This is a genomic window from Clostridium sp. KLE 1755, assembly GCF_000466465.2.
Taxonomy (GTDB): Bacteria; Bacillota; Clostridia; order Lachnospirales; family Lachnospiraceae; genus Eisenbergiella; species Eisenbergiella porci.
Map to the genome: position 1 here is coordinate 35688 of NZ_KE992697.1, position 25141 is coordinate 60828.

Here is a 25141-nt window from a genome sequence, read left to right on the forward strand (position 1 = left end):
TTACGCCTCCTTTCTTTCGTGGCCGTCGGTGCCCAGGGCGCCGTACTGTGCCTGCCATGTTTCATAATAAAGTCCCTTCTGTGCGAGCAGGCTTTCATGCGTGCCCCTCTCCTTGATGGAACCGTTTTCCAGAACAATAATTTCATCCGCATTGCGGACTGCGCTGATACGGTGTGCGATAATCAGCTTGGTGGTATCGGTAAGCTCCAGCAGAGCCTGCTGAATGGCATATTCGGTTTCCATATCCAGTGCGCTTGTGGAATCGTCCAGCACCAGAATGGGATTTTTCTTGGCGATGGCGCGCGCAATGCTGATACGCTGCTTCTGCCCGCCGGAAAGCCCTACGCCGCGTTCACCGATAACCGTATCATACTGTTCATCCAGTTTTTCAATAAAATCACTGGCCTGGGCACAGGAGGAAGCGCCGCGTATCGTCGATAAATCCACCAGGTTCCTTTTCCCGAGCTTTACATTTTCACTGATGGTATCCGAAAAAAGAAATACATCCTGCATGACAATGGAGATATTGCTTCGAAGCTGCTTTAAGGACATATCCCTTATGTTCACATCGTCCACATAGATAGAACCGTCCGTGGCATCGTAAAGACGCTGCAGAAGCTGGATGATGGAGGTTTTTCCCGCGCCGGTAGCGCCCATAATTCCTATGGTTCCGCCGGGTTTTACATGGAAGGAAATGTCATGAAGGATTTCATGTCCGTCCTCCTTATGAAAAGAGACGTTTTTAAACTCCACTTTTCCCTGAACGCCGGGAAGCATTTTGGGAACTTCCGGCTCAGTGATGGTAGGCTTTTCAGCATAAATCTTACGGATTTTCCGGTAGCTGCCCACGGCAGAGGAAAAGTCGTTGGAGAGCCAGCCCAGCATTTCCATGGGCCATACGATATTCATGGAATATTCCACGAAGGCGCTCAGACTGCCGATGGTGAGCCTGCCGTTGATAACAAGGCTTCCGCCGAAGAGCAGCACAATGAGCGGCAGCAGCTTGGTGATCAGTGAAAAATACGGATAGTATTTTACGAAAACCTTGGACTGACGCATATTCAGCTCGTAATAGCGGTTGTTGTGTGAAAGGAATTTGCCGATTTCGTATTTTTCCCGGGCAAAGGCCTTTACTGTCCGTACGCCGGCCAGGTTCTCTTCGGCCACCGTATTCAGGGCCGCGTTCTCCTCACTGATATCTTCGTAGATATCGCCCAGCCGGCGTTCCTCCAAAATGGCGATGGAACCGGTAATGAGCATGGCCAGGGTAGGAATCAGCGCCAGCTTCCAGTTCAGGCTGTACATGCAGAAAAGAACGATGGCGGTATGGAAAATAACCTCCAGAATCAGCATGCTCACGTAGCTGACCGCATTCCAGATCCGGTCGATATCATCCTTGACGCGGCTCATCAGCTCTCCGGTATTGGTTCTGTCAAAATAGTCTGCGCTCAGAGACTGGATATGGGCAAAGAGATCCTTTCTCATATCTGTGGCGATGAAAGAGCCGATCCGGTCGAAGGTAAATTCTTTGGTATAGCCGAATACGCATCGGCCCGCGCCCACCAGAAGGATGCCTCCCAGCAGATATTTCAGCCGGCTTAAGTCCCCGCCCACAATGACATCATCAATGATGTGCCTGGTAAGCTGAGGCGATACCATATCCAGTGATACGGCAATTACCATGGACAGGAAACCCAGCAGATAGCCGAATTTGTGTTCCAGTAAGTAGGTAGATAGTTTTTTCATGATTGTGTTAAGTCCCCCTTATGTAATTTTAGAGCTTTCCGCGCATCCGCCACAGGCAGGAGCTGTCATGCGCCCCCCCTGTTTTTTGGCGGATGATGCAAAATAATCAGAGAAAAGAAAGAGGAAAGCGGTTTCACCGCTTTCCTGGCGTGGTTTAAGGCGGTAAAGCGGCCTCCGGAAGAATTGCCGGCCGGGCTGACCGGACATTTTTTCCATAAAAAAAACCACGCCAGAATTACCTGTCGTGGCTAATGCCGCTTTGGCTCCTTATGTATGGGAATACTGTCAGTTATATACAGAATCCGGAAACTTAAGAAGTGATTGTAGCATTATTATACCAGGAGGCAATTCCAAGTCTTTTCTCGTCATCAAGCAACGTCGCACTGATTGAATTACGTAATCTTCTGTTTCCGTTAGACATAAGTTTTACCTCCTTTTCTCTCAAATTTTTAACCGGTTACAGACTAAATATACCTTACCACCGGGCCGTGTGTTTTGTCAATCGTCTTTTTCAAAATGAAGAAAAGAAATGTAACGGTTGTTACTGTTCACTCAGTACTGTGCATTTACTGCACAGTACGTAAGAAAGTGATTCAAGAGTGCATACATCCCATCGCCGCAGGCGATTTTTAATGGATTTATGCAGTTACTGGTCACGGAGTGAACAGTAACTAACGGTTTGCAATAATTCTGTTATCTGAACCGTATAACGGTTCGGCCAGGCCTGCGGCGCAGCAGCTTGGGCCGTACGGATACGCAGCATAGCAGGCAGCCGGCCTGCGGCGCAGTGGTCCGTGGCGCAGCGATTATATAAGGCCGGATGCCAGCTGGCCGGGCCGGTATCGGTCAGATCGTATAATCTTTGTCAATATTAATGACAGCATAGTAGGAGGCGGATATGCTGTGGATTTTTTCTTCCATAAAACGGCTGATTTCCGCGTCGCTGAGCTGAAATTTAAAGGGAACCAGGATGTCAAATATAATATTGGTATGGGTAGGGCCCTTTACAATCCTGAAATCATGGAGATTCAGAGACTTGTCCAGTTCATGGAGGCAGCAGGTGACCTGCTTTTTCAGTTCCTGGGTCTCTTCATCGTCATTCATAACAGGATCCATATGTATTACCGCGTCACAGTGCAGCTCACGGTGCAGCTGACGTTCAATATTGTCGATGGTATCGTGCAGGTGGAGCATGTCTCCGGAGGCGGGCACTTCCGCATGCAGGGAAATCATGACCCGGCCCGGGCCGTAATCATGCACGATGAGATCATGGATGCCCAGCACCTGAGGATAGCTTTGCACAATGGATTCTATCTTTTCCACAAATTCCTTCTGAGGAGGCTGGCCGAGCAGGGGGCTGATGGTATCCTTTGCTGCGCTGAAGCCTGCGTAAAGGATGAAAATGCCCACCAGAAGACCACACCAGCCATCAATTTGAAGCCCTGTAAATTTACCGATGAGGGTTGCAATAAGGACAACGGAGGTGGAGAGCATATCGCTCAGGCTGTCGGCAGCGGTAGCCATCATGGCGGCGCTGTCGATTTTGCGGCCGGTGGAGCGGTTGTACAGATACATGTAAAGCTTGACCAGGATGGAGACAATCAGAATACCTGCCACCACTGGCGTACATTCCGTGGCTTCGGGATGCAGTATCTTGGACACGGAGGATTTGATCAGCTCCACACCCATCAGCAATATCAGCAGGGAAACGAGCAGCCCGGTCAGATATTCGATTCTGCCGTGGCCGAAGGGATGCTCCGTGTCCGGCTTCTGCCCGGCCATTTTGAACCCGATCAGGGTAATCAGCGAAGAACCTGCATCGGAAAGATTGTTGAAAGCATCCGCAGTGATAGCGATGGAATTGCTGATAAGGCCGGCCAGAAACTTACCGATAAAAAGAAGGATATTAAAACCGATTCCCACGCTTCCGCAAAGCACTCCATAGGACTGCCTGACAGAAGGGCTTTCCGTCTGTTCATAGTTTTTAATAAAATATCTGGCCAGCAGCTGTACCATGATGCAACCTCCTTGGAATTAAAATAAAGACTGAAAATATTATGCAGTATTCCCCTATTTTAACAGCTTCTGCAAAAAAAACAATCCCTGCTTTTGCTTTTCTGGCAGGAGCCGGGATAAACGCATCAAGGCTGGTTTCACCGGAAAAAACGTATTGCGCCCTTCAGGGAAAGCGTGTATAATTGCTAAGGAATAGGCCGGCGCGTCATCCGGCGCGGCCGCCTTGCTGGAACAGTTATGTTATCCGGAAGTGACATATATAGTTATAATGAAGAAAGAGGAGAAGAATATGAGCAAGAAACCGGTAGTATTAATGATTCTTGACGGCTATGGGCTGAATGAAAAGAAGGACGGCAATGCCGTGGCAGAAGCCAAAACTCCTGTAATGGACAAGCTGATGGCGGAATGCCCCTTTGTCAGGGGAAATGCCAGCGGCATGGCAGTCGGACTTCCTGACGGACAGATGGGCAATTCTGAGGTAGGCCATCTGAACATGGGCGCAGGCCGTATTGTATATCAGGAACTGACCAGAATTACCAAGGAAATCCAGGACGGAACCTTTTTTGAAAATCCTGCCCTGCTGGATGCTGTGGAAAACTGCAAAAAGAATGATTCCGCGCTGCATCTGTACGGCCTCGTGTCCGACGGCGGCGTCCACAGCCATATCACTCATATTTACGGGCTGCTGGAACTGGCGAAGAGGAATAATCTTTCCAAGGTTTATGTGCACTGCTTCCTTGACGGACGTGACACGCCCCCTTCAAGCGGAAAGGGCTATGTGGAGCAGCTGGAAGCAAAGATGAAGGAAATCGGCGTGGGCCAGGTGGCTTCCGTGATGGGCCGCTACTACGCAATGGACAGGGATAATAACTATGACCGTGTGAAGCTGGCTTACGATGCGCTGACCAAAGGGGAAGGCCTTACCGCTGAAAGCGGCCCCGCAGGCATCCAGGCTTCCTATGACAGAAATGAGACGGATGAATTCGTGAAGCCTACCGTGGTTGTAAAGGACGGCGCGCCGCTGGCAACCATTCAGGATAAGGACTCTGTTATATTCTTCAATTTCCGTCCCGACCGTGCAAGAGAAATCACCCATGTTTTCTGTGACGATGAATTCAAGGGCTTTGACAGACCGCACAGACCGGACGTTACCTATGTATGCTTTTCAGAATATGACCCCACAATCCCGAATAAGGAAGTGGCTTTCCATAAGGTGGATATTACAAATACCTTCGGCGAGTGGCTGGCAGACAACAATATGACCCAGGCCAGAATCGCTGAAACGGAGAAATATGCCCATGTTACCTTCTTCTTCAACGGCGGCGTGGAAGTTCCCAACAAAGGGGAGGAAAGAATCCTTGTGAATTCCCCCAAGGTTGCCACCTATGATCTCAAGCCGGAAATGAGCGCTTATGAAGTGTGTGACAAGCTGGTTGAGGCTATTAAGTCCGATAAATACGACGTTATTGTAATTAATTTTGCCAATCCGGATATGGTGGGACACACAGGTGTGGAAGCAGCAGCCATCAAAGCGGTGGAAGCAGTGGATGAATGTGTCGGCAAAGCGGTGGATGCGCTTAAGAGCGTGGACGGCGTAATGTTCATCTGCGCGGATCACGGCAATGCGGAGCAGCTGGTGGATTATCAGACCGGCGCGCCTTTTACCGCCCATACAACGAACCAGGTTCCCTTTATTCTTGTGAACTATGATCCTGCCTACACCCTGAAGGAGGGCGGCTGCCTGGCGGATATCGTTCCTACGCTGATTCAGATTATGGGGAAGGAACAGCCTGCGGAAATGACCGGAAAGTCCTTGCTCATTAAGAAATAAGAACCAAAGGAAGCAGGAATTTTATAAAGTTTATAAGATAAGAAGCGGGAAAACCATAATTTCCTGCCGGCAGATCTGTGAAAGAAATGGAGCTTTGCTTAGATATTAAGCAGAGCTCTTTTTCTGTAACATTTATGTAACAAATAATTGCATAATATGTCAAACTATGGTATATTAAGTGTATCAGAATGATTAGTACACTTGATACAGCATTCAATCCCGACAGCAGCAGCACAGACGGATGCGCCTGCGCATTAGCGCATGCTTGAAAATTGCTTTCCGGCTGCTGCTGCGAGGGTCAAATATCCCGCAGCGGAGTATTTGACTGCAGAAAGGAGTCCTATGATTATACTTGACTATAAAGATGCCAGGCCGATTTACGAGCAGGTTGTGGACAAGTTTCAGAAGCTCATTCTGACAGGAGCGTTGGAGCCGAATACGAAAATGCCGTCGGTACGGAGCCTGGCGGTGGAACTGTCAATCAATCCCAATACCATCCAGCGGGCCTATGCCGAGCTTGAAAGGGAAGGATTTATTTACACGGTAAAGGGCCGGGGGAATTTTGTCGCCTACGACGAAGGCCTGTTAAGTTACCGGAAGAAGGAAATATACAGTAAGCTGGACGAGCTTATCAGGGAAGCCGGTGAAATCGGCATCAGCAGAAGCGAGATGTCCGACTATGTGAAGGAAGGGCATGAAGCAGTGCTGCAGGGGGCAACCGGGGAGGGCTTTGGTTATGATTGAAATTAAAGATGTGACCAAGCGTTTTGACAAAATCAAAGCGGTGGATCATGTAAGTTTTTCCATCAGGGAAGAAAATGTGTTTGGGCTGATTGGAACCAATGGCGCAGGGAAAAGCACGATGCTGCGTATGCTGGCGGGCGTTCTGAAGCCGGACGGCGGTATGGTGCTTGTGGACGGCATGCAGGTCTATGATAATGTAAACGCAAAGAAATGCTTCTTTTTTATCGGGGACGAGCCTTATTTCTTTTCCACTGCCACCCCCCGGGATATGGAGAAGTATTACAGCAGCGTATTCCCCTCCTTCAGCAGGGAATCCTATTATCTGTACCTTGCCAACTTCGGCCTGGACAGCAGGCGGAAAATCAATACCTTTTCCAAAGGCATGAAAAAGCAGCTTGCCCTGATCTGCGGCGTCTGCTCCGGCACGAAATATCTGTTCTGCGATGAAACCTTTGACGGACTTGACCCGGTAATGCGCCAGGGTATAAAAAGTATTTTTGCCCAGGAAATGGAACGCAGGGGGCTGACTCCCGTGATTGCCTCCCATAATCTGAGGGAGCTGGAGGATATCTGCGATCATGTGGGGCTTCTCCACCACGGCGGCGTGCTCCTGTCCAAGGAACTGGAAGAGATGAAATGCAATATTCAGAAAATACAATGCGTCTTTTCTTCCGAGGAAGAAGCGAACAGGGTACTGGAAAAGTTTGATATTGTAAAAAAGGAAAAAAGAGGCTCTCTGTTTACGCTGACGGTAAGAGGAGGCAGAGACGAGATCATTGCGCAGTTTACGGCGGCGGAAACCTATTTTTATGAGGTGCTGCCTTTATCTCTGGAAGAAATTTTCATCAGTGAAACGGAGGTGACCGGGTATGATATCAAAAAGCTCCTTTTGGGCTAGTATGAGGGAGAATCTGAAAAGGCGGGGCTGGACGGTCCTTTTGTGTATGCTTGTTATGTTTCTGGTGCTGCCCGTGAGCCAGGCCATGGCTGTTTCCGTCAACCGCCAGAAGGTGGAGGCGGGAGGCAGCTACTATATGGCCGGCAGCAACGGCCGGGAGTGGGTGGCAGAGACCTTCATGAATGCCATAAGCTTTGACATACGCCTGGTTGCCGTTTTCGCAGCCTTTGCGGTGCTGTTTGCGATTCAGGGCTTTTCCTGGCTGTACAGCCGCAAGAAGACGGACATGTACATGAGTGTGCCTGTATCCTCCGGAAAGAGATACTTTACTATTTACCTGAATGGAATCGGTATTTTTGCAGGCTGCTATTTCTGCACGCTTCTTATGGTGCTTGCAGTGGGCGCGGCGCTGGGGGTCCTGTCGGGAAAAACTATACTGGTTGCCCTGGGTGCCTTTTTATGCAATATGATTTTTTTTGCAGCGGTCTATAACCTTTCTGTAATCGCTGTAATGATGACAGGAAATGTGCTTGTTACACTGCTTGCCTGCGGCTCCTTTTTCATGTATGAGTATATGCTCCGTTTCCTGTTGGACGGGATGCGTTCCGCTTTTTTCAGAACCTACTGTTCCTTTGCGGATGTTATGGATAAGTCATGGACATCGCCGATATTGACCTATTCCCTGGGACAATTCTCTGCAAACAGCTATTGCACCGGAGGGGGCAGCAGATATCTGCGGCTTTTTATGGAAGATCTGGCCCTGGTTGCCGTACAGGCAGTTGTATACGGCGTACTTGCCTATATTTTATACCGGAACAGGAAAGCGGAGGCTGCAGGGAAGTCCATGGCCTTTACCAGAAGCAAAAGTGTGGTGAAACTGCTGTTGATGATTCCGGTTACCCTTATGGCTGGACTGTGGTTCAGAGGGCTTTCCGGCGGAAGTATTTTTTTCACTGTTCTGGGAATGCTTATCGGACTGCTGCTTTGTCATGGGCTGATACAGATTATTTATGAGTTCGACATCCGTTCCGTGCTGATGAAAAAGTGGCATCTGTTTGTGGCAGGCGGCGCGGCAGCATTTATTTTCTGCTTCTTTTATTTTGATTTTTCAGGTTATGATACATATATTCCTGAGACCGAGGATATTGCCAGCGTGGCTTTTACCCTCCAGAATGATATTTATGGCTTTGTTAATTATGACAGATTATTCCAGAAGGATATCTACTATGTGAATCATGGGGAATATATGCTGGAACATATGGCTTCGGAGGATACGGATACCATAGAGGCGGTAAGGACTATCGTCCGGAAGGATCATGAAGCCAATCTGGATATGAGCGTATACCATAAAGATTATACGCTTGTATATATCCGCTATAATCTGACAAACGGTAAATCTGTCTGCAGGACTGCCGCGGTAAACCTGCGGGAAGTTCTTCCGGAAATGGATGCTGTTTTTGCGGACAGAGCCTATCAGCTCGCCCGCTACCAGATCAATGATCCCCTCATGATGGAAAATTCGGATCAGCTGTCGGCTGTTTACAGCAACGGTCTGGAAGAGGTAAATTATCTGGGGGATATGGGCCAGCTGCTCAGGGTCCTCAGTGATGAGCTGAATAAATACAGCTGTACCATGATGATGAACGAACTGCCGCTGGGCAGCCTGCGGATTAAATATCAGCTGCCGGGAGCGCCGGAAGAAATGTATTATTCCTGGAGCTATCCGATCTACCGGGAATTTGATGATATGCTTGCGCTTTTAAAGGAACAGGGAGCTTATGTGGAAGTTAGTGAAGACGGCATCTTCATCGATCCGGACAAGGTAGTCAGCATTACTGTTACCTGCTATAATCTGAAGGACAGCGATATCTCCTATTCGGCGGACGGAAGCCGTTCTGTCAGCTATTCCAATGAACAGGCTGTTACGGAAACCTTTACAGATCCGCAGGATATCAGGATGATAGCCCCCGCGCTGTATCCCGCCATGCTTATGGATATTTCAGGCGGATATATCACAGGGCGTCTCCAGGATGAAAATTATGATATCAGCGTGGTATTTAAACCCGGCGTGAAATACAATACACCGAATATCAGATTCATCCCTGTGCCGGAGAAATTTCCTGATTTCGTTATCGAAAAGACATCGCCCGCACAATAAGGCGCTGCCGAAAGCAAAATTTTTCTTATAAATTGCATACCGTAAGGTTAAAAATCCCTTTTTCGGAAAATACTATGTAGGATAGAAAAATCTGTCCGCATGGTTTGCCGGAAAAGGGATTTTTCCACTGATTTTAAAGCTGCCCTTCGGCAGCAGAAAGAGAGGAGGCGTCCCTTCGGGCCGCCGGGGAAACCTTCGGTTTCCCACTGATTTTAAAGCTGCCCTGCGGCAGCAGAAAGTGAGGAAGGTATGCATTTGTTTTTGGAGATTACTGATGTACGTGCGAGAGAAATTCTGGATTCCAGGGGAAATCCGACGGTTGAGGCGGAGGTGACTTTGGAAAATTCGGTTACCGGCAGGGCGGCGGTTCCTTCCGGCGCGTCCACTGGACAGTTTGAAGCGGTGGAGCTGCGTGACGGGGAGACCCGGTATTTCGGCCTGGGCGTGCAGAAAGCGGTGAAGAATGTGAATACAAAGCTGAGAGAAGCTCTGCTTGGAAAGAATGCCCTCTGCCAGCTTGAGATAGATCGTATCCTCATGGATGCCGATGGTACGGATAATAAAGGAAACCTGGGTGCAAACGCAACATTGGGAGTTTCCATGGCAGTGGCGAAAGCCGCGGCAAAAACACTTGAGCTTCCGCTGTATCAGTATCTGGGCGGGATACATGCAAGACAGCTGCCGGTTCCCATGATGAATATCCTCAATGGAGGCAAGCATGCAGACAATACGGTGGATCTGCAGGAATTCATGATAATGCCGGTTCAGGCCGATACCTTTGCCGATGGTCTTCGTGTTTGTGCGGAAATTTACCATAACCTGAAAAAAATATGTAAAGAGAGAGGCCTATCCACGGCAGTAGGAGATGAAGGCGGCTTTGCCCCCGATTTGGGAAGCTCATCCGACGTTCTTCGTTTGATTGTGGAATCCATAGAAGCAAGCGGCTATGCTCCCGGCCAGGATATCAAAATTGCAATCGATGCGGCGGCAAGCGAGCTGTATGATGAGAAAACAAAACGCTATTATTTCCCGGGAGAAAGCAGGATGAGCGGAAGCGAGGTCTACAGGGATTCGGAAGCCATGGTAGATTATTATGAGCAACTCATCCGTGAATTCCCGATTTTGTCCATAGAGGACGGGCTGTTTGAGGATGACTGGGATGGCTGGAAAATGCTCACTGAAAGACTGGGAGAGCAGGTTCAGCTGGTTGGAGATGATCTTTTTGTTACGAATACCAAACGGCTGGATGCGGGGATCAAACTGGGCGTTGCCAATGCGATACTGATAAAGGTGAATCAGATAGGCACGCTGTCCGAAGCCTTTGAAGCCATCAGCATGGCCCAGAAAAACGGCTACAAAACGATTATATCCCACAGATCGGGCGAAACGGAGGACACCACCATTGCAGACATCGCTGTTGCGGTGAATGCAGGGCAGATTAAGACAGGCGCGCCCTGCAGGACGGACCGGGTGGCAAAATATAATCAGCTGCTTCGCATTGAAGAAGAACTGGGCTGCGCCGCTTGTTATAAAGAACCTTTTAATAAAATCTGATTAGAATTGCTATATTAATAGAAGAAACAGGAGAAACGGGGCTGTATCCCAGGTGGATGCGCTCCGTTTTTTATTTGGCAAAAAAATAAAAAATTGCCTTAATTTGTACGATTGTGTAATAAATTTTTGGAAATTCACGTTTTGCCAGGGAAAATTCTTGCATCGAAGTTAGTATTGTGGTATATTTGAAAAGCTGGTATGATATAGATCTGTGTAATATTAGACAGATGATGTTACGACAGCAGCAGAAAATTCTGTGGGGTCCGCAGGATTTTAAATTGCAGGACGGCTGGTTTCCCAGGCGTCATTGTTTAGTGCCTGAGTGTCCGCACGAGAATAATACATGTGTTTCTGTGGAAGACACAACAGGCAAGAAGGTCAGTTTTTAAAAAAAACAGCCATTGCTGTCGCTGGACTGTATTACTCAGAAGGAACAATGGCCAGTACAAACAGAAAAGGAGTGTTTCAGTTGACAAAATACGTTGTAAAGAGAATCCTTCTCGCAATAGTAACCATACTGATTGTCTGCGGTATCACATTCTTTGCCATGAATGCGATCCCCGGAGGACCTTTCGATGGTGAGAAGGCAGTATCCCCGGAGGTTAAAGCAGCTCTGGAAAAAAGGTACAATCTGGATAAGCCCATACCTGAACAATTTGTGATCTATATGAACAACCTGCTTCACGGAGACTTTGGAATTTCCACCAAGACAGGCCGTGATATTAAGACTCTGATCTTCGAATCCTTCCGGGTTTCTGCAAAGCTTGGAGGAATGGCGATTCTGGTCGCTCTTGCGTTAGGTCTTGTTTTCGGCAGCCTTGCGGCTTTGACGAGAAATAAGCTTCCTGACCGTTTGATTATCTTTTTTTCAACCCTGTTTACGTCCCTGCCCAGCTTCGTGTTTGCCACGCTGCTGTTGCTGGTGTTCTGTGTCCAGCTGAAGTGGATACCGGTATGGGATGCCAATCATCAGAATTATATCCTTCCGGTCATTGCGCTGGCAGCATATCCAATGGCTTATATTACGCGTCTTACCAAGACCAGCATGCTTGACGTTATGGGACAGGATTATGTCCGTACGGCGAGAGCGAAAGGCGTTGCCCGCTGGAAGGTTATCTTTAAGCATACATTAAGAAATGCCCTGATTCCCGTTATCACTTATGTGGGACCGATGACGGCATCCATTCTGACAGGTTCCCTTGTTGTGGAGAAAATCTTCACCATCGGCGGACTCGGCGCGAAATTCGTAGACGGCATCACTAACCGTGATTATCCCATGATTATGGGTACGACCATTTTCCTGGCGGTACTGATGGTAACCATGAATTTAGTGACGGATATTGTCTACAAGCTTGTAGACCCCCGTATTAAACTTGATTAAGGAGGAGGCCAGTAATGGATAAAGTAAAAAATATAGATGAAATGCCGAAAAAGTCTCCTTTGAGCTTACAGATAGATTTAAAGAAATTTGAGAAAGCTACAGAGGAAGAGAAGAAGCAGCAGGATGTCATGAGCGAATCCGTTTCCTTCTTCCGTGACGGCATGCGTAAATTGATGAGGAATCCCCTTGCGGTAGGCAGTATTATCGTCCTTTTGCTTATCGTTGCAATGATTCTGATTGTACCACATGTAGTGCCGTATTCTTATTCCCAGATCATTTCCGTAAATGGCAAACGTGACAAGACCGCTTCCAATATGGCGCCTTTCCAGTATTCTGATAAGGAACAGGCCTATATCGCAGAAGGCGGAAAGGTGTTCCCTCATATTATGGGTACCGATGAAATGGGCCGTGACTACTTTGTACGTGTTGTTTATGGTACCAGGGTTTCACTGACGGTAGGTGTGTTTGCCGCGATTATTGTTCTGATAATAGGCGTGTTGTACGGAAGTATTTCCGGTTATTTCGGCGGCAAGACCGACCTTATTATGATGCGTATTGTAGATATTATATATTCCCTTCCGGATATGCTGATGGTAGTATTGCTTTCAGTCGTACTCCGTGAGGTGCTGAATGTGGATCAGTTCCCGGCGCTGCAGAAGATAGGTACGAATATGATTTCCTTGTTTATTGTATTCGGACTTCTGTACTGGACAGGTATGGCAAGACTTGTACGCGGGCAGATCCTGACAATCAAACAGAATGAATATGTTCTGGCAGCCAAGGTCAGCGGAGCAAAATCAGGCAGAATTATCCGCAAGCATATCCTGCCCAACTGCATCAGTGTTATCATTATTTCCGCAGCCCTGCAGATTCCGTCCGCAATTTTTACGGAGTCCTTCCTGAGCTTTATCGGTCTGGGCGTTCAGGCTCCCATGCCTTCTCTTGGTTCCCTGGCCAATGCGGCTAGAGCGGGTATCAGCGTATATCCTTACAAGCTGATTTTCCCGTCCTTGCTTATCTGTCTGATTACCCTGGCTTTCAACCTGCTGGGTGATGGTCTGCGTGATGCATTTGACCCGAGATTAAGGAGATAATAAAATGAGTGATAATATACTTTCGGTAAAAGATCTTCGTACCTCCTTTACAACTGATAATGGGGAGGTAATGGCTGTAAACGGTATTTCTTTTAATCTTGACAAAGGGAAAATCCTGGGTATTGTAGGAGAATCCGGATCCGGGAAATCCGTTACGGCATATTCAATTATGCGCATCCTTGAGAGCAACGGCAGCATTAAGGGCGGCCAGGTGCTCTATAAAGGAGAAGATGTAACTAAATTTTCAGAAAAGAAGATGAGGGAGTTCCGCGGAAAATGTTGCTCCATTATTTTCCAGGATCCCATGACCAGCCTGAATCCCGTATTCACCGTGGGCAACCAGCTTCGGGAAGCGATTGAGCTTCATACGGACAGAAAAGGCAAAGAGGCGGAAGCGCGTGCCGTGGAAATGCTCACCCTTGTGGGCGTGAATGAACCTGAAAAGCGTGTAAAGCAGTATCCTTACGAACTTTCCGGCGGTATGCGTCAGCGTGTCATGATCGCCATGGCGCTGGCATGTGAACCGGATATCCTGATCGCTGATGAACCGACTACTGCTCTGGATGTTACCATTCAGGCGCAGATACTGGAACTGATGCAGGAACTGCAGAAGAAGCTGGGAATGGCGATTATCATGGTAACCCATGATCTGGGTGTTATTGCAGATATGTGCGATGAAATTATCGTTTTGTACGGCGGACGTGTGTGTGAAAGAGGTACGGCAGAAGATATTTTCTATCGCCCTTGTCATGAATATACGAAGGGGCTTCTGCGTTCCATCCCGAACGTGGACAGAATCGGTGAAAAGCTGATCCCGATTCCGGGTACTCCCATTAACCTGCTGAATATGCCCAAGGGCTGTGCTTTCTGCCCCCGCTGTGAAAATGCCATGAAGATCTGTATTGAGGAGGTTCCCCAGGAAATGCAGATGCCTGACGGACATTACGCATCCTGCTGGCTGAATGTAAAGGCCGCAATGGAGGCGGAGCAAGGAGGCAGAAAACATGAGTAAAGAAGCAAAAACAACGAATAAAAGCGAATATCTGGTTGAGGTCAAGGATCTCAAACAGTATTTTCCCATAAAAGTCGGTTTCATGAAAACTATTCCCTTAAAAGCGGTGGATGGCGTATCCTTTGCCATCAAACCCGGTGAAACACTGGGAATGGTAGGTGAATCCGGCTGCGGCAAGACGACGGTAGGACGTTCTCTTTTAAGACTGTATACGCCCACCGGCGGAGAAGTATTTTATAACGGGGAAAAAGTGGATGGTTCCACCGTCAGGCATATGAGAAAAGAAATGCAGATGGTATTCCAGGATCCCTACTCATCCCTGAATCCCCGTATGACGGTAGAGGATATTATCGGAGAGCCTCTGGATGTACACAAGCTCTATACCTCCCGGGGAGAACGCCGTGACAAAATCATCAACCTGATGGAACTGGTCGGACTGAATGCGGAGCATGCTACCCGTTATGCCCATGAGTTCTCGGGCGGACAGCGCCAGCGTATCGGTATTGCAAGGGCGCTGGCAACGGATCCCAAATTCATTGTCTGTGATGAAGCGGTCAGTGCGCTTGACGTTTCCATTCAGGCGCAGGTTATTAATATGTTTGAAGAACTGCAGGAGAAGCTGGGCGTTGCATATCTGTTTATCGCCCACGACCTGTTGGTAGTGCATCATATTTCAGACAGAATTGCAGTTATGTATCTGGGAAGAATCGTGGAGATTGCGGATTCCAACGAACTCAACGAGAATCCGATCCATCCTTATACCCAGTCGCTTTTAAGCGCAGTGCCTTATCCTGATCCGAAAATGGCAAGGGAAAGGCATCGTATCGTGCTGGAGGGAGATGTGCCAAGCCCGCTGCATATGCCCAGCGGATGTGCATTCCGCACTCGCTGTAAGTACGCAACAGAGCAGTGTGCAAAGGAATGTCCTCCCCTGACAGACAGAGGCGACGGACATCAGGTTGCGTGCTGGAATAAATAAGCAATAACAGCGGGAACGGCTGCTTTGCCGTATCCCGCTGTAAGCATAAATATTGTAAGAAGGGCTGATAACCGCATTTTTTTGGCCTAAACCGCCTTTTTTCTGCAATATTTATCCTGTTTTTCAAATTTTGATACAATTTGTTCTTTCTTTTTTGAAAAGGACGTTGTATAATAAATCGTATCTATTATTATTCATGGGAGGAAATGATTATGAAGAAAAAGTATCTGGCATTAGCGCTGGCTGCTTCCATGGTTGTAAGTACCCTGGCCGGATGTGGTTCCAATAACGCATCTACCGGTGATACCCCTGCAACTACAGCAGAAACCACCGCAGAATCTTCAGCTGAAACAACAGCAGCAGAAGAATCCACCGTAGCAGAAGAAGCAGGAACGACCGCACATGGCCCGTCCAGCGAAGCAGCACCTGCTTGGGAGCAGTATGATGAAAGAATCGCTGCAATCAGACTGGAAACAGATCTGGAGAAGCGTGAAGCGCTTATGCATGAAGCAGAAGACGAGCTGATGAGCACATGGGCTGTTATTCCGCTTTACTATTATAATGATGTTTATCTTCAGAAGACTGATGTAGAAGGTATCTATGCTAACCTGTTTGGTTTCAAGTATTTTGGATTTGCAACCACACCTACCAATACGCTGGCACTTCAGATTGCATCTGAACCCAACAAACTGGATCCGGCTCTGAACTCCACAGTAGACGGTGCATGTCTTGCAATCCTGGCTTTCTCCGGATTGTTCATGTATGATGAGAATGGACAGCTTACACCCGATCTTGTAGATACATATGAGATGTCTGAAGATGGCCTGACCTATACCTTCACTATGAAGGACGGTCTGAAATGGTCCGATGGCACAGAGCTGACTGCCAAAGATGTTGAATACAGCTGGCAGAGACTTGCTAATCCTGATACGGGAGCTGACTATGCATACCTGACCACCGTTATTAAGACCAAAGATGACGGAACTCTGGATGTTGCTGCTTCTGAAGACGGCAAGACCTTTACCGTTAACCTTGTAGCTCCTTGTGCATATTTCCTTGACCTGTGTGCATTCCCTGCATTCTATCCTGTTCCTCAGGCTAACATCGAAAGCGCTGAAGGATATGCTGAGAACCCGGGAGCATGGTGTACAGAAGCTGGCTTCGTATCCTCTGGCCCGATGGTTTGTACAGGATGGAAGCACAATGAATCCATGACTTATGAGAAGAACCCTAACTACTATGCAGCTGACAAGGTTTCTCTTGAAAAAGTTGAATTCATGCTCAGCAGCGATGATACAGCTATTTACAATGCATTCAAGGATGGTTCCCTGCAGTTCTCAGATACTATCGCAACAGATATGATGGCAACTGTAAAGGATACACCTGAATTCCACAAGATTCCTACTCTGGGAACCTACTACTGCGGATTCAATGTTAACAGTGATCTGTTCAAGGGCAAGACCATTCAGCAGGCAGCTGATATGAGAAAAGCTCTGAGCCTGTTAATCGACCGTCAGTATATTGTTGATACAATTGCCCAGGCTGATCAGGAAATCGCCAATACCTTCATCCCTACCGGAATGTCTAATGGTAACGGTGGTGAATTCAGAATGAATGATGATGCTTATACCTATCCTGTAGAAGATAAAGTTGGTTATTATGACCCTGAACTGACAGACGCTAATATTGAAGAAGCTCAGGCTCTTCTTGAAAGCGCTGGATATGTATTTGATGAAAACGGCATGCTGTCCCCTGAAACTCCTATCAACATGACATACCTTACCAACGATTCCGAAGGTAACGTAAAGATTGGTGAAGCTATTCAGCAGGATCTTGCAGCTATCGGTGTTAATGTGACTGTTGAGACTCGTGAGTGGTCCGTATTCCTTGATGAAAGAAAGCAGGGACAGTTCGACTTCTGTCGTGAAGGCTGGCTGGCAGACTACAATGACCCGATCAACATGCTGGAAATGTGGGAAACCGATTCCGGTAACAACGATATGCAGTTTGGTAGATAATCATATAGATTACCACTTTCTGGATATGTGATTGAATAATTAAAGGGCCTGTGCGCTGTGTGCGGCGTACAGGTTCTTTTTTTAACTGTTCAGTTCCTTCACAGTAACCGGCGTGTAGTAACAGTTCAGACCTGTCTGGCCTGTTACGGCATGTACAGCATTTTTGAATTATTTTATTTTATATATTGTAAATATCCGTCTGATGTGGTAAACTAACAATTGCTTGGCATTAGGAGGTGTAGAAATGGCAGTTCTGAGAATAATATTAACAGTGCTTTTTATAATAATTTGTATTGCATTGACAGTTTTGGTACTGATGCAGGAAGGCAAAGCGGCCGGTCTGGGAGCTATCAGCGGTGCGGCAGAGACATATTGGGGAAAGAACAAGGGACGTTCCATGGAAGGAACTTTAGTAAAGATTACCAAGTACCTTGCAATCTCCTTTATTGTTATTGCAGCAATTCTGAATATATCCAAATTTTAACTACCAAAGCACTCTTGTATGCAAACAGGGGTGCTTATTTTTTTCCGGTCTGCGCAGGCTTTCCAGGGGAAAACTGCGCTGCATTACAGAAACAGAGGAGTTATGACAGAAAATAAAACAGAAGCCAGAAAACTTAAGGTGCTGGGCCTGATGGAAGACCCCAGCTATGTCCCTATGCGTGAAAAGGAACTTGCCTGCATCATGCTGGTAGAGCCGGAGGATCGTCCCGAATTCAAAAGGATCCTGCAGGAGCTCCTTTCAGAAGGGAAAATTCAAATTAATAAAAGAGGAAGATATTCTAAACCTGAACAGCAGCTTTTGACGGGGGTTTTTACCAGTCATCAGAAGGGATTCGGGTTTGTGCAGATAGACGGACGGGAAGAAGACCTTTATGTCCCTGAGGATTGTGTTAACGGTGCGTATCATTTGGATACGGTAGAAGTACGCCTGCTTCCCGGACAGCATGGACAGAGACAGGAAGCGGAAGTATGCCGCATTATAGCAAGGGGCATGTCCCATGTTGTTGGAACCTATCAGAAGAGCCGCAGCTTTGGATTCGTCATTCCTGATAACAGTAAGCTGCCTTCGGACATCTTTGTATCCCAGGAACGTTCCAAAGGGGCTGTGAGCGGTTCGAAAGTCGTTGTGGAAATCACTGATTATGGCGGAAGCCGCCGGAAAAGCCCGGAGGGAAAAGTGGTTGAAATACTTGGCCACATCAATGATCCCGGCGTGGATATTATGTCCATTGTAAGAAGCTTTGATCTTCCGGAAGGTTTTCCGGAGAAGGTGATGAACCAGGCGCAGCGCAGCGGTACTGAGGTTACGGAAGCAGACCGGGCCGGAAGGCTTGATCTGCGGGAGTTGACTATGGTAACCATTGATGGTGAAGATGCCAAGGATCTGGATGATGCAGTAAGCCTGGAGAGGGATGGAGAGAATTATTGCCTGGGCGTCCACATCGCAGATGTTTCCAACTATGTGCAGGAAAATTCCGCATTGGACAGAGAAGCCTTAAAAAGAGGCACCAGCGTGTATCTTGTGGACAGGGTAATCCCCATGCTCCCGCATGCACTGTCCAATGGTATCTGTTCGCTGAATGAAGGAGAGGACCGCCTTGCTTTGAGCTGCCTTATGACGGTAAACCATAAAGGGGAAGTGGTGGATTACCGTATAGCTGAAAGCGTTATCCGTGTGGACCGCCGGATGACCTACACAAGTGTTGCAAAAATTCTTGAAAAGGAAGACCCGGAGGAATGTGCCGCTTATGAAGAATTTGTCCCTATGTTCCGGGATATGGCTTATTTGTCTTCTGTAATCAGAGAGAGGCGCCGCCGCAGAGGAGCAATTGATTTTGAGTTCCCCGAAAGTAAAATAATCCTGGATCAATCCGGACATCCGCTGGAGATAAAGCCTTATGAACGGAATACGGCTACTAAGCTGATTGAAGATTTTATGCTGCTGGCCAATGAGACGGTAGCACAGCACTTTTACTGGCTTCAGACGCCGTTTGTTTACCGGACCCATGATAATCCGGATCCGGAAAAGGTGCACCGTCTCAGCCTTTTTATCAATAATTTCGGTTATACCATGAAGACGGGGCAGGAAGAGATACACCCGAAGGAACTGCAGAAGCTCCTGGATAAGGTGGAAGGGACACCGGAGGAGGCGCTGATCAGCAGGCTGACGCTGCGCAGCATGAAGCAGGCGAAGTATACAACGGAATGCACGGGCCATTTTGGACTGGCGAGCCAGTATTACTGTCATTTTACATCTCCCATACGGCGCTATCCCGATTTGCAGATTCACCGCATCATTAAGGAACAGCTTCGCGGGAGGCTGGATGAGGACAGAACGGCACACTATCAGCAGATTCTTCCCCAGGTGGCAAAGCAGTCAAGCCAGCTGGAACGGAGGGCGGATGAAGCCGAACGTGAAACTGACAAACTGAAGAAAACAGAATATATGGAACAGCATGTGGGAGAGATTTATGAAGGCGTGATTTCAGGTGTGACGGCCTGGGGACTCTATGTGGAGCTGCCTAATACCGTGGAGGGCCTGGTTCATGTATCCATGCTGCCCGGGGATTATTACTATTATGATGAAGCCGCCTGCGAGATGCGGGGAACCCAGACCGGGAAAGCATATAAGCTGGGAGAAAAGCTGAAAGTAAAAGTGAAATTTGCGGACAGGTTTACACGGACTATAGATTTTGTCCTGCCGCATGAAGAAGAGGGGATTGACGATGGCGAAGGAAGCACAGAAACTGGTTGCCAATAATAAAAAAGTTTTTCATGATTATTTCGTGGAAGAGAAATATGAAGCTGGCCTGGTGCTGCACGGAACGGAGGTAAAATCACTCCGTATGGGTAAATGCAGCATCAAGGAGGCATTTATCACCGTAGATAAGGGCGAAGTATTCATAAATGGAATGCATGTCAGCCCGTATGAAAAAGGAAATATTTTTAATAAGGATCCGCTCCGGGTGAGAAAGCTGCTCATGCATAAGGCGGAAATTATGAAGCTGACTGGAAAGGTGGCGGAAAAAGGTTACACTTTAATGCCGCTCCAGGTATATTTCAGGGACGGAAGGGCTAAAATTGAAATAGGCCTTTGCCGAGGCAAGAAAATGTATGATAAGCGGCAGGATATTGCTAAAAAGGATGCCAGAAGGGATACGGAGAGGGAATTCAAGGTGAAGAATCTTTATTGATTCCCGCCGGTGCGCCTTGACAAGAGCAGAAAAGGTGTGTATACTAACGGTACCAAAAGTTTTTAATTGAATAAGGGGTAGTCAAGGTTTCGACAGGGGTCTTGCAGCTGGAGAAGCTATCCGCAGGAATGCGTTAAATCCAAACCTAAATACAAACGCTGAAGACAATACTTTAGCTTACGCAGCAGCTTAATGCTGTGTTGTCTGACTTAGAGCACCTACACTTTAAGACTCAGGCATCGACTTTGTAGGAAACGGCACAGGCAAAGCTTTGAGCCTGTGGACGTATTATGAAGCTACTGAAGTTAACCGGATGTCAATTTCCGGTTAATGGAGGGAATGTCTAAGAATTGACTATGATAGTAGAAGGACAGGGAATGGGCTTTTGGACACGGGTTCGACTCCCGTCTACTCCATTAAAAACACTGATAAAATGGGGCTTTTTTTGGATGCGATTTTAAAAAGGTAATACCAAAGGTAATACCTGGAATTGTCCAGGCTTTCCTGCAAATTCAATTTATTATTATTTTGGGGCTATGGAGTAGAAGACTTAGGTTTTCTACTCTATTTTATAGTATAACAGAACGGAAAACGTACATAAATGAAGCAACAGGCTTCATGGGGAGGGAACAATATGCACAAGGAATACTTACTCAGCTGCTTTGACATGACAAAAATGGAAGACGAAAATGAATTCTTTGAATCCTTCGATGAGATGGAGCTTTTTATAGAGCAAAATAAAGAAAATATAATAATTGACGGGACATATCATCTGGAGGAGCTCAATCTCTAAGGAAGACATGACAGGAGGCTCACAGAAGCTTTATGGCAGCAACAAGAAAAAAAGATACGCTTATGACAGAGGGCGCTATCTGGAAAAACATTCTTCTGTTTGCACTTCCCCTGATGCTGGGGAATATTTTTCAGCAGCTTTACAATACGGTAGACAGTATTGTGGTCGGCAATTTTGTGGGAAAAGAAGCACTTGCGGCGGTAGGTACAACGGACAGCATCATAAATACCTTTATCGGATTTTTTTCCGGACTGGCGACCGGTTCGGGGATTATTATATCCCAGTATTTTGGCGAGAAAAATGAAAAGGGCGTGCATGACGCCGTACATACAACAATAGCGCTCACCTTTCTGATGAGTCTGATCTGCACAGTTTGCGCTATTCTTCTTGTGCCGGCGTTTCTTCATATGATGGGGACTCCGAAGGATGTGTTTGATCAGTCGGCGGTTTATCTCAAGATTTATTTTGCCGGAAGCATGGGACTGCTTTTTTATAATATGGGGGCTGGGATTCTGCGTGCGGTGGGCGATTCCAGGCGGCCACTCTATTTCCTTATTTTTTCAGCCCTGCTTAATATCGGGCTGGATCTTTTCTTTGTAGCCTACCTTGGCCTTGGAGTAGCCGGAGTCGCCTGGGCAACGATTATTTCTCAGGGCGCGTCAGCCATACTCATTATGGCCGCGCTGTCCAGGGAAACGGAAAGCTACCGCGTCATATGGCGGAAGGTAAGAATCAATCCGGTGATGACTCGTAAAATATTTCAAATCGGTCTGCCTTCTGCGCTGCAGATGGCGGTTACTTCGTTTTCCAATGTATTTGTCCAGTCCTATATCAATCATTTTGGTTCTGCTGCCATGGCAGGCTGGTCCTCCTATGGGAAAATAGATAAATTCTGCCTGCTTCCCATTCAGAGTATTTCGATGGGGGTAACCACCTTTGTAGGCCAGAATCTGGGCGCCAGAAAGCTTGACAGAGTGAAGCGGAGTACCAGGGTGGGGCTTATGATTTGTTTTGGTATAGCCCTTGTTATCATTATTCCGGTGTGGCTTGCCGCCGGCTCGCTTGTGAGGCTATTTAACCAGAGCCCGGACGTCCTGTCCTATGGCACGTTGTTTGTCCGCCTTGAAATGCCGTTCTATTTTGCGCTGTGTATCAATCAGATATACGCGGGGACGCTCAGAGGCGTGGGAAATACAAAGGCGCCCATGGTGATCATGATGTCCTGCTTCATTGTTTTCCGGCAGGTGTATCTGTTTTCCGTTTCTCATATTACCGAGTCAATCATCTGGGTAGCGCTGGGGTATCCCTTTGGCTGGATTCTGTGCAGCCTGTGCCTTGTTCTTTATTTCAGGCATACCAATCTGGAGAAGTACAGGGTGGCCGGATAATGGGAGAATGCCGTTCTGTAAAATCGGCGGCAAACGGCCGTAACGGATTTTTCAGCCGCAGGTAAAGCACTGGATAAGTACAGACCGCATATAATATCAAAAACAGGAAATGGGTGGAATATGTATTTTGTAAAGACATCCGATGATATAAATCTTGCTGTCTATGATTATAACCCCAAGGGAAAGAAAACGGTGCTTCTGATTCATGGCTGGCCGCTGTCCCATCTGATGTATGAATACCAGCTGGAGATGCTGATTTCCTGCGGTTACAGGGTAATCACCATGGATTTGAGAGGCTTTGGAAATTCCGATGTGCCTGCAGGCGGCTACTGTTATGACCAGATGGCGGAGGATATTTATAAAGTGGTGTGTGCGCTGCGACTGAACCGGTTTACGCTGGCCGGATTTTCCATGGGCGGGGCTATCGTGCTCCGATATATGAGAGAATTCCAGGGATACGGCGTGGAGCGGCTGATTCTGCTTGCCGCCGCAGCGCCCAGCTGGACCAGGAGAGAGGGATTTCCTTACGGGCTGACCAGGGAATATGTGAACGGGCTCATCAGGGAAGCCTGTACGGATCGTCCCAGGCTGGCCTGTAAATTCAGCCATGAACAGCTTTTTGCAAGCTGCCAGTCCGAGCCTTTGAAAAACTGGTTTGAGGATATAGCCCTTTCCGCTTCAGGGATCGGTACGGTGCAGGCGGCCATTGCGCTGCGGGATGAGGATGGAAGAAATGATCTGAAGGCTGTTGAGGTCCCCACTGTGATCATCCATGGGAAAAAGGATGTGGTGGTATCCAGTCAGCTGGCGGAGTATCAGCACATGGCAATCCAGGGCTCTAAGCTGTATGAGCTGGAAAACAGCGGGCACGGTATCGTTTATGATGAGTTGGAACGTTTTAACGATTTGTTTTTGATGGCGGTGGAAGGAAAGTGCTGATACCAACCGTTTTTACTTCAAGGTTTTATGAAATATATAGAGAAAGCAAAAAAGGCAGATATCCTTTTCCGGGATACCTGCCTTCTCTGTCATGCTTCAGCCAAACAACCTTTTCTTTTTTATCATGCTTCAGCCAAACAGCCTTTTCCTTTTTTCTTCAATCCTTCTGCGCCGCTCCTGTGTTGCGTCGCTGTCTATTCGGTAAACGCCATCCTCATACACCAATACGTCGCCCTCCATGGACTGTGGCGGCAATTCGCTGCGGGGGACAAGAAGGGTGGTGCGGTCTTCCTTTTCACAGACTGCGTTATCACCTTCAAAACGATCAATGATATAGCTCATAAATTCTCCTTTCAGCCCTGTAACCCGGGCGGACATCAGGGATTGCACTGACTGCAGGGCGAATAGCCCATGCCGGTTATTTCCTCCCTGCTTCCTTCATAGTAAATTTTATTGGCTTCCTTCATCTGGAAAACAGAGGTGCAGTCCGGGTAGTGGAACTTCATGCTGTTTTTATTCAGTACATAGGTAGCCGTCTTAGGAGCATCTTCCTGCATAGTTCCCGGCAAAGCTTCCCCGGAGCCTGGGGAAGCGGCGGTTTCCCATGTGATTTGGCTCCCGTCTGAAGTGGCTATCAGCGTTCCCTGTTCATCCGTACGGTATACCCTGATGCCGGAGGCGGACAGCTTTTCCATGGTTTCCCTGTGAGGATGGCCGTAGCTGTTGTCTGTTCCGCAGGAAATCACTGCACAGGAGGGGCTGACCGCCTGGAGGAATTCATCGCAGGTGGAAGTGGAACTGCCATGATGGCCCAGCTTCAGGACGTCGGCCTTCAGGGAAAGGCCGCTTTCCGTCATGGCTTTTTCCGAAGGCGCCTCCGCATCGCCGCACATAACGAAGGCATTGGAGCCAAAGGCCAGCCGGATTCCAACGGACAGGTTGTTCAGATCACCGTCCTTTGCCGCCTGTTCGGCAATGTCTGCGGCAGGGGAGAGAATGGTAAAATCAGCCTCCCCAAGAGAATAGGTATCGCCCGGCTCTGGTCTGGTGACCCGAAGCTCCTTTTCCAGAAGCGCATCCAGCACATCCTCATAGGTCCGCGTTGTATGGGATACGTCCGGCATGATGACCGTGCCGATGTCAAATGCACGGATAACGTCGTCCATCCCGCCGATATGATCCTCATGGGGATGTGTTCCTATCAGATAGGATAGCTTTGTAACTCCCAGAGATTGTAAATATGCGGTGACGGTGGGACCGCTTTCATTGGTGCCGGCGTCCACCAGCATATTTTCCGTTCCTGACTGGATGAGTATGGAATCTCCCTGTCCCACGTCAATGAAATGTACTTTTAGTACCCCGGCAGCATCCGGCGCCGGAACCGGCTGGGCTG

The 25141-nt window shown here is 47.9% G+C and carries 20 protein-coding genes and 1 other RNA gene; 17 read left to right on the forward strand and 4 right to left on the reverse strand.

Going from position 1 to position 25141, the window contains the following annotated elements; all coding sequences use genetic code 11:
• Both HMPREF1548_RS11545 and HMPREF1548_RS11555 read right to left on the reverse strand, forming a co-directional pair.
• Positions 1-1746, reverse strand: coding sequence for an ABC transporter ATP-binding protein (locus tag HMPREF1548_RS11545; protein ID WP_021636283.1), 1746 nt, complete (start codon positions 1744-1746; stop codon positions 1-3).
• 846 nt (positions 1747-2592) lie between these two features.
• Positions 2593-3762 carry a cation diffusion facilitator family transporter gene (locus HMPREF1548_RS11555; RefSeq protein ID WP_021636286.1) on the reverse strand — a complete coding sequence of 390 codons (1170 nt, stop codon included), beginning with the start codon at positions 3760-3762 and terminating at the stop codon, positions 2593-2595.
• Between the two features lie 289 nt (positions 3763-4051).
• Here HMPREF1548_RS11555 and gpmI point away from each other — a divergent pair, with 289 nt between their 5' ends.
• The 17 genes from gpmI (at position 4052) to HMPREF1548_RS11630 (ending at position 23748) form a co-directional block, all read left to right on the forward strand.
• Positions 4052-5593 (forward strand): 2,3-bisphosphoglycerate-independent phosphoglycerate mutase, encoded by a 1542-nt coding sequence (gene gpmI, locus HMPREF1548_RS11560; protein ID WP_035321874.1) that lies wholly within the window; start codon positions 4052-4054, stop codon positions 5591-5593.
• A gap of 342 nt (positions 5594-5935) precedes the next feature.
• Positions 5936-6337, forward strand: coding sequence for a GntR family transcriptional regulator (locus HMPREF1548_RS11565; RefSeq protein ID WP_025490246.1), 402 nt, complete (start codon positions 5936-5938; stop codon positions 6335-6337).
• Positions 6330-7235: an ABC transporter ATP-binding protein gene (locus HMPREF1548_RS11570; RefSeq protein WP_021636291.1), complete on the forward strand. Its 906-nt coding sequence runs from the start codon at positions 6330-6332 to the stop codon at positions 7233-7235. Before HMPREF1548_RS11565 ends, HMPREF1548_RS11570 begins: the two co-directional genes overlap by 8 nt.
• Positions 7207-9393: a DUF6449 domain-containing protein gene (locus tag HMPREF1548_RS11575; RefSeq protein WP_035321876.1), complete on the forward strand. Its 2187-nt coding sequence runs from the start codon at positions 7207-7209 to the stop codon at positions 9391-9393. The genes HMPREF1548_RS11570 and HMPREF1548_RS11575 overlap by 29 nt, the downstream gene beginning before the upstream one ends.
• Positions 9394-9642: 249 nt before the next feature.
• Positions 9643-10947, forward strand: coding sequence for a phosphopyruvate hydratase (gene eno / locus HMPREF1548_RS11580; protein ID WP_021636294.1), 1305 nt, complete (start codon positions 9643-9645; stop codon positions 10945-10947).
• A gap of 469 nt (positions 10948-11416) precedes the next feature.
• A complete protein-coding gene (locus tag HMPREF1548_RS11585; protein WP_025490243.1) occupies positions 11417-12328 on the forward strand; it encodes an ABC transporter permease in 912 nt (303 codons plus the stop codon).
• A 41-nt stretch (positions 12329-12369) separates the two neighbouring features.
• The gene (locus tag HMPREF1548_RS11590) at positions 12370-13422 is read left to right on the forward strand and encodes an ABC transporter permease subunit (protein ID WP_035321890.1); all 1053 of its coding nucleotides are present in this window, start codon (positions 12370-12372) and stop codon (positions 13420-13422) included.
• 4 nt (positions 13423-13426) lie between these two features.
• Positions 13427-14434 carry an ABC transporter ATP-binding protein gene (locus tag HMPREF1548_RS11595; protein WP_021636298.1) on the forward strand — a complete coding sequence of 336 codons (1008 nt, stop codon included), beginning with the start codon at positions 13427-13429 and terminating at the stop codon, positions 14432-14434.
• Positions 14427-15413: an ABC transporter ATP-binding protein gene (locus HMPREF1548_RS11600; RefSeq protein WP_021636299.1), complete on the forward strand. Its 987-nt coding sequence runs from the start codon at positions 14427-14429 to the stop codon at positions 15411-15413. The genes HMPREF1548_RS11595 and HMPREF1548_RS11600 overlap by 8 nt, the downstream gene beginning before the upstream one ends.
• 212 nt (positions 15414-15625) lie before the next feature.
• On the forward strand, positions 15626-17431 hold the full coding sequence (locus HMPREF1548_RS11605) for a peptide ABC transporter substrate-binding protein (RefSeq protein ID WP_025490241.1): 1806 nt from the start codon (positions 15626-15628) through the stop codon (positions 17429-17431).
• A gap of 244 nt (positions 17432-17675) precedes the next feature.
• Complete coding sequence (gene secG / locus HMPREF1548_RS11610; RefSeq protein WP_021636302.1) at positions 17676-17915, forward strand: preprotein translocase subunit SecG; 240 nt, start codon at positions 17676-17678, stop codon at positions 17913-17915.
• 102 nt (positions 17916-18017) lie between these two features.
• Positions 18018-20195 carry a ribonuclease R gene (rnr, locus tag HMPREF1548_RS11615; protein WP_035321891.1) on the forward strand — a complete coding sequence of 726 codons (2178 nt, stop codon included), beginning with the start codon at positions 18018-18020 and terminating at the stop codon, positions 20193-20195.
• Positions 20161-20628, forward strand: coding sequence for an SsrA-binding protein SmpB (gene smpB, locus HMPREF1548_RS11620; RefSeq protein WP_021636304.1), 468 nt, complete (start codon positions 20161-20163; stop codon positions 20626-20628). The genes rnr and smpB overlap by 35 nt, the downstream gene beginning before the upstream one ends.
• Before the next feature lie 74 nt (positions 20629-20702).
• Positions 20703-21047: a transfer-messenger RNA gene (gene ssrA / locus HMPREF1548_RS28920) on the forward strand.
• 215 nt (positions 21048-21262) lie between these two features.
• Positions 21263-21421 carry a hypothetical protein gene (locus HMPREF1548_RS29460; protein ID WP_154466949.1) on the forward strand — a complete coding sequence of 53 codons (159 nt, stop codon included), beginning with the start codon at positions 21263-21265 and terminating at the stop codon, positions 21419-21421.
• A 32-nt stretch (positions 21422-21453) separates the two neighbouring features.
• Positions 21454-22809, forward strand: a complete 1356-nt coding sequence (locus tag HMPREF1548_RS11625) for an MATE family efflux transporter (RefSeq protein ID WP_021636306.1) — start codon at positions 21454-21456, stop codon at positions 22807-22809.
• 120 nt (positions 22810-22929) lie between these two features.
• Entirely contained in the window at positions 22930-23748 is an 819-nt protein-coding gene (locus HMPREF1548_RS11630) for an alpha/beta fold hydrolase (RefSeq protein ID WP_021636307.1), read from the forward strand.
• Positions 23749-23877: 129 nt separating this feature from the next.
• On the opposite strand, the gene HMPREF1548_RS11635 is transcribed toward HMPREF1548_RS11630, so the two are convergent.
• Positions 23878-24090 carry a DUF3006 domain-containing protein gene (locus HMPREF1548_RS11635; protein WP_035321892.1) on the reverse strand — a complete coding sequence of 71 codons (213 nt, stop codon included), beginning with the start codon at positions 24088-24090 and terminating at the stop codon, positions 23878-23880.
• Positions 24091-24125: 35 nt separating this feature from the next.
• On the reverse strand, positions 24126-25141 hold a 1016-nt coding region (locus tag HMPREF1548_RS11640; protein ID WP_021636309.1), incomplete at its 5' end, for a ComEC/Rec2 family competence protein.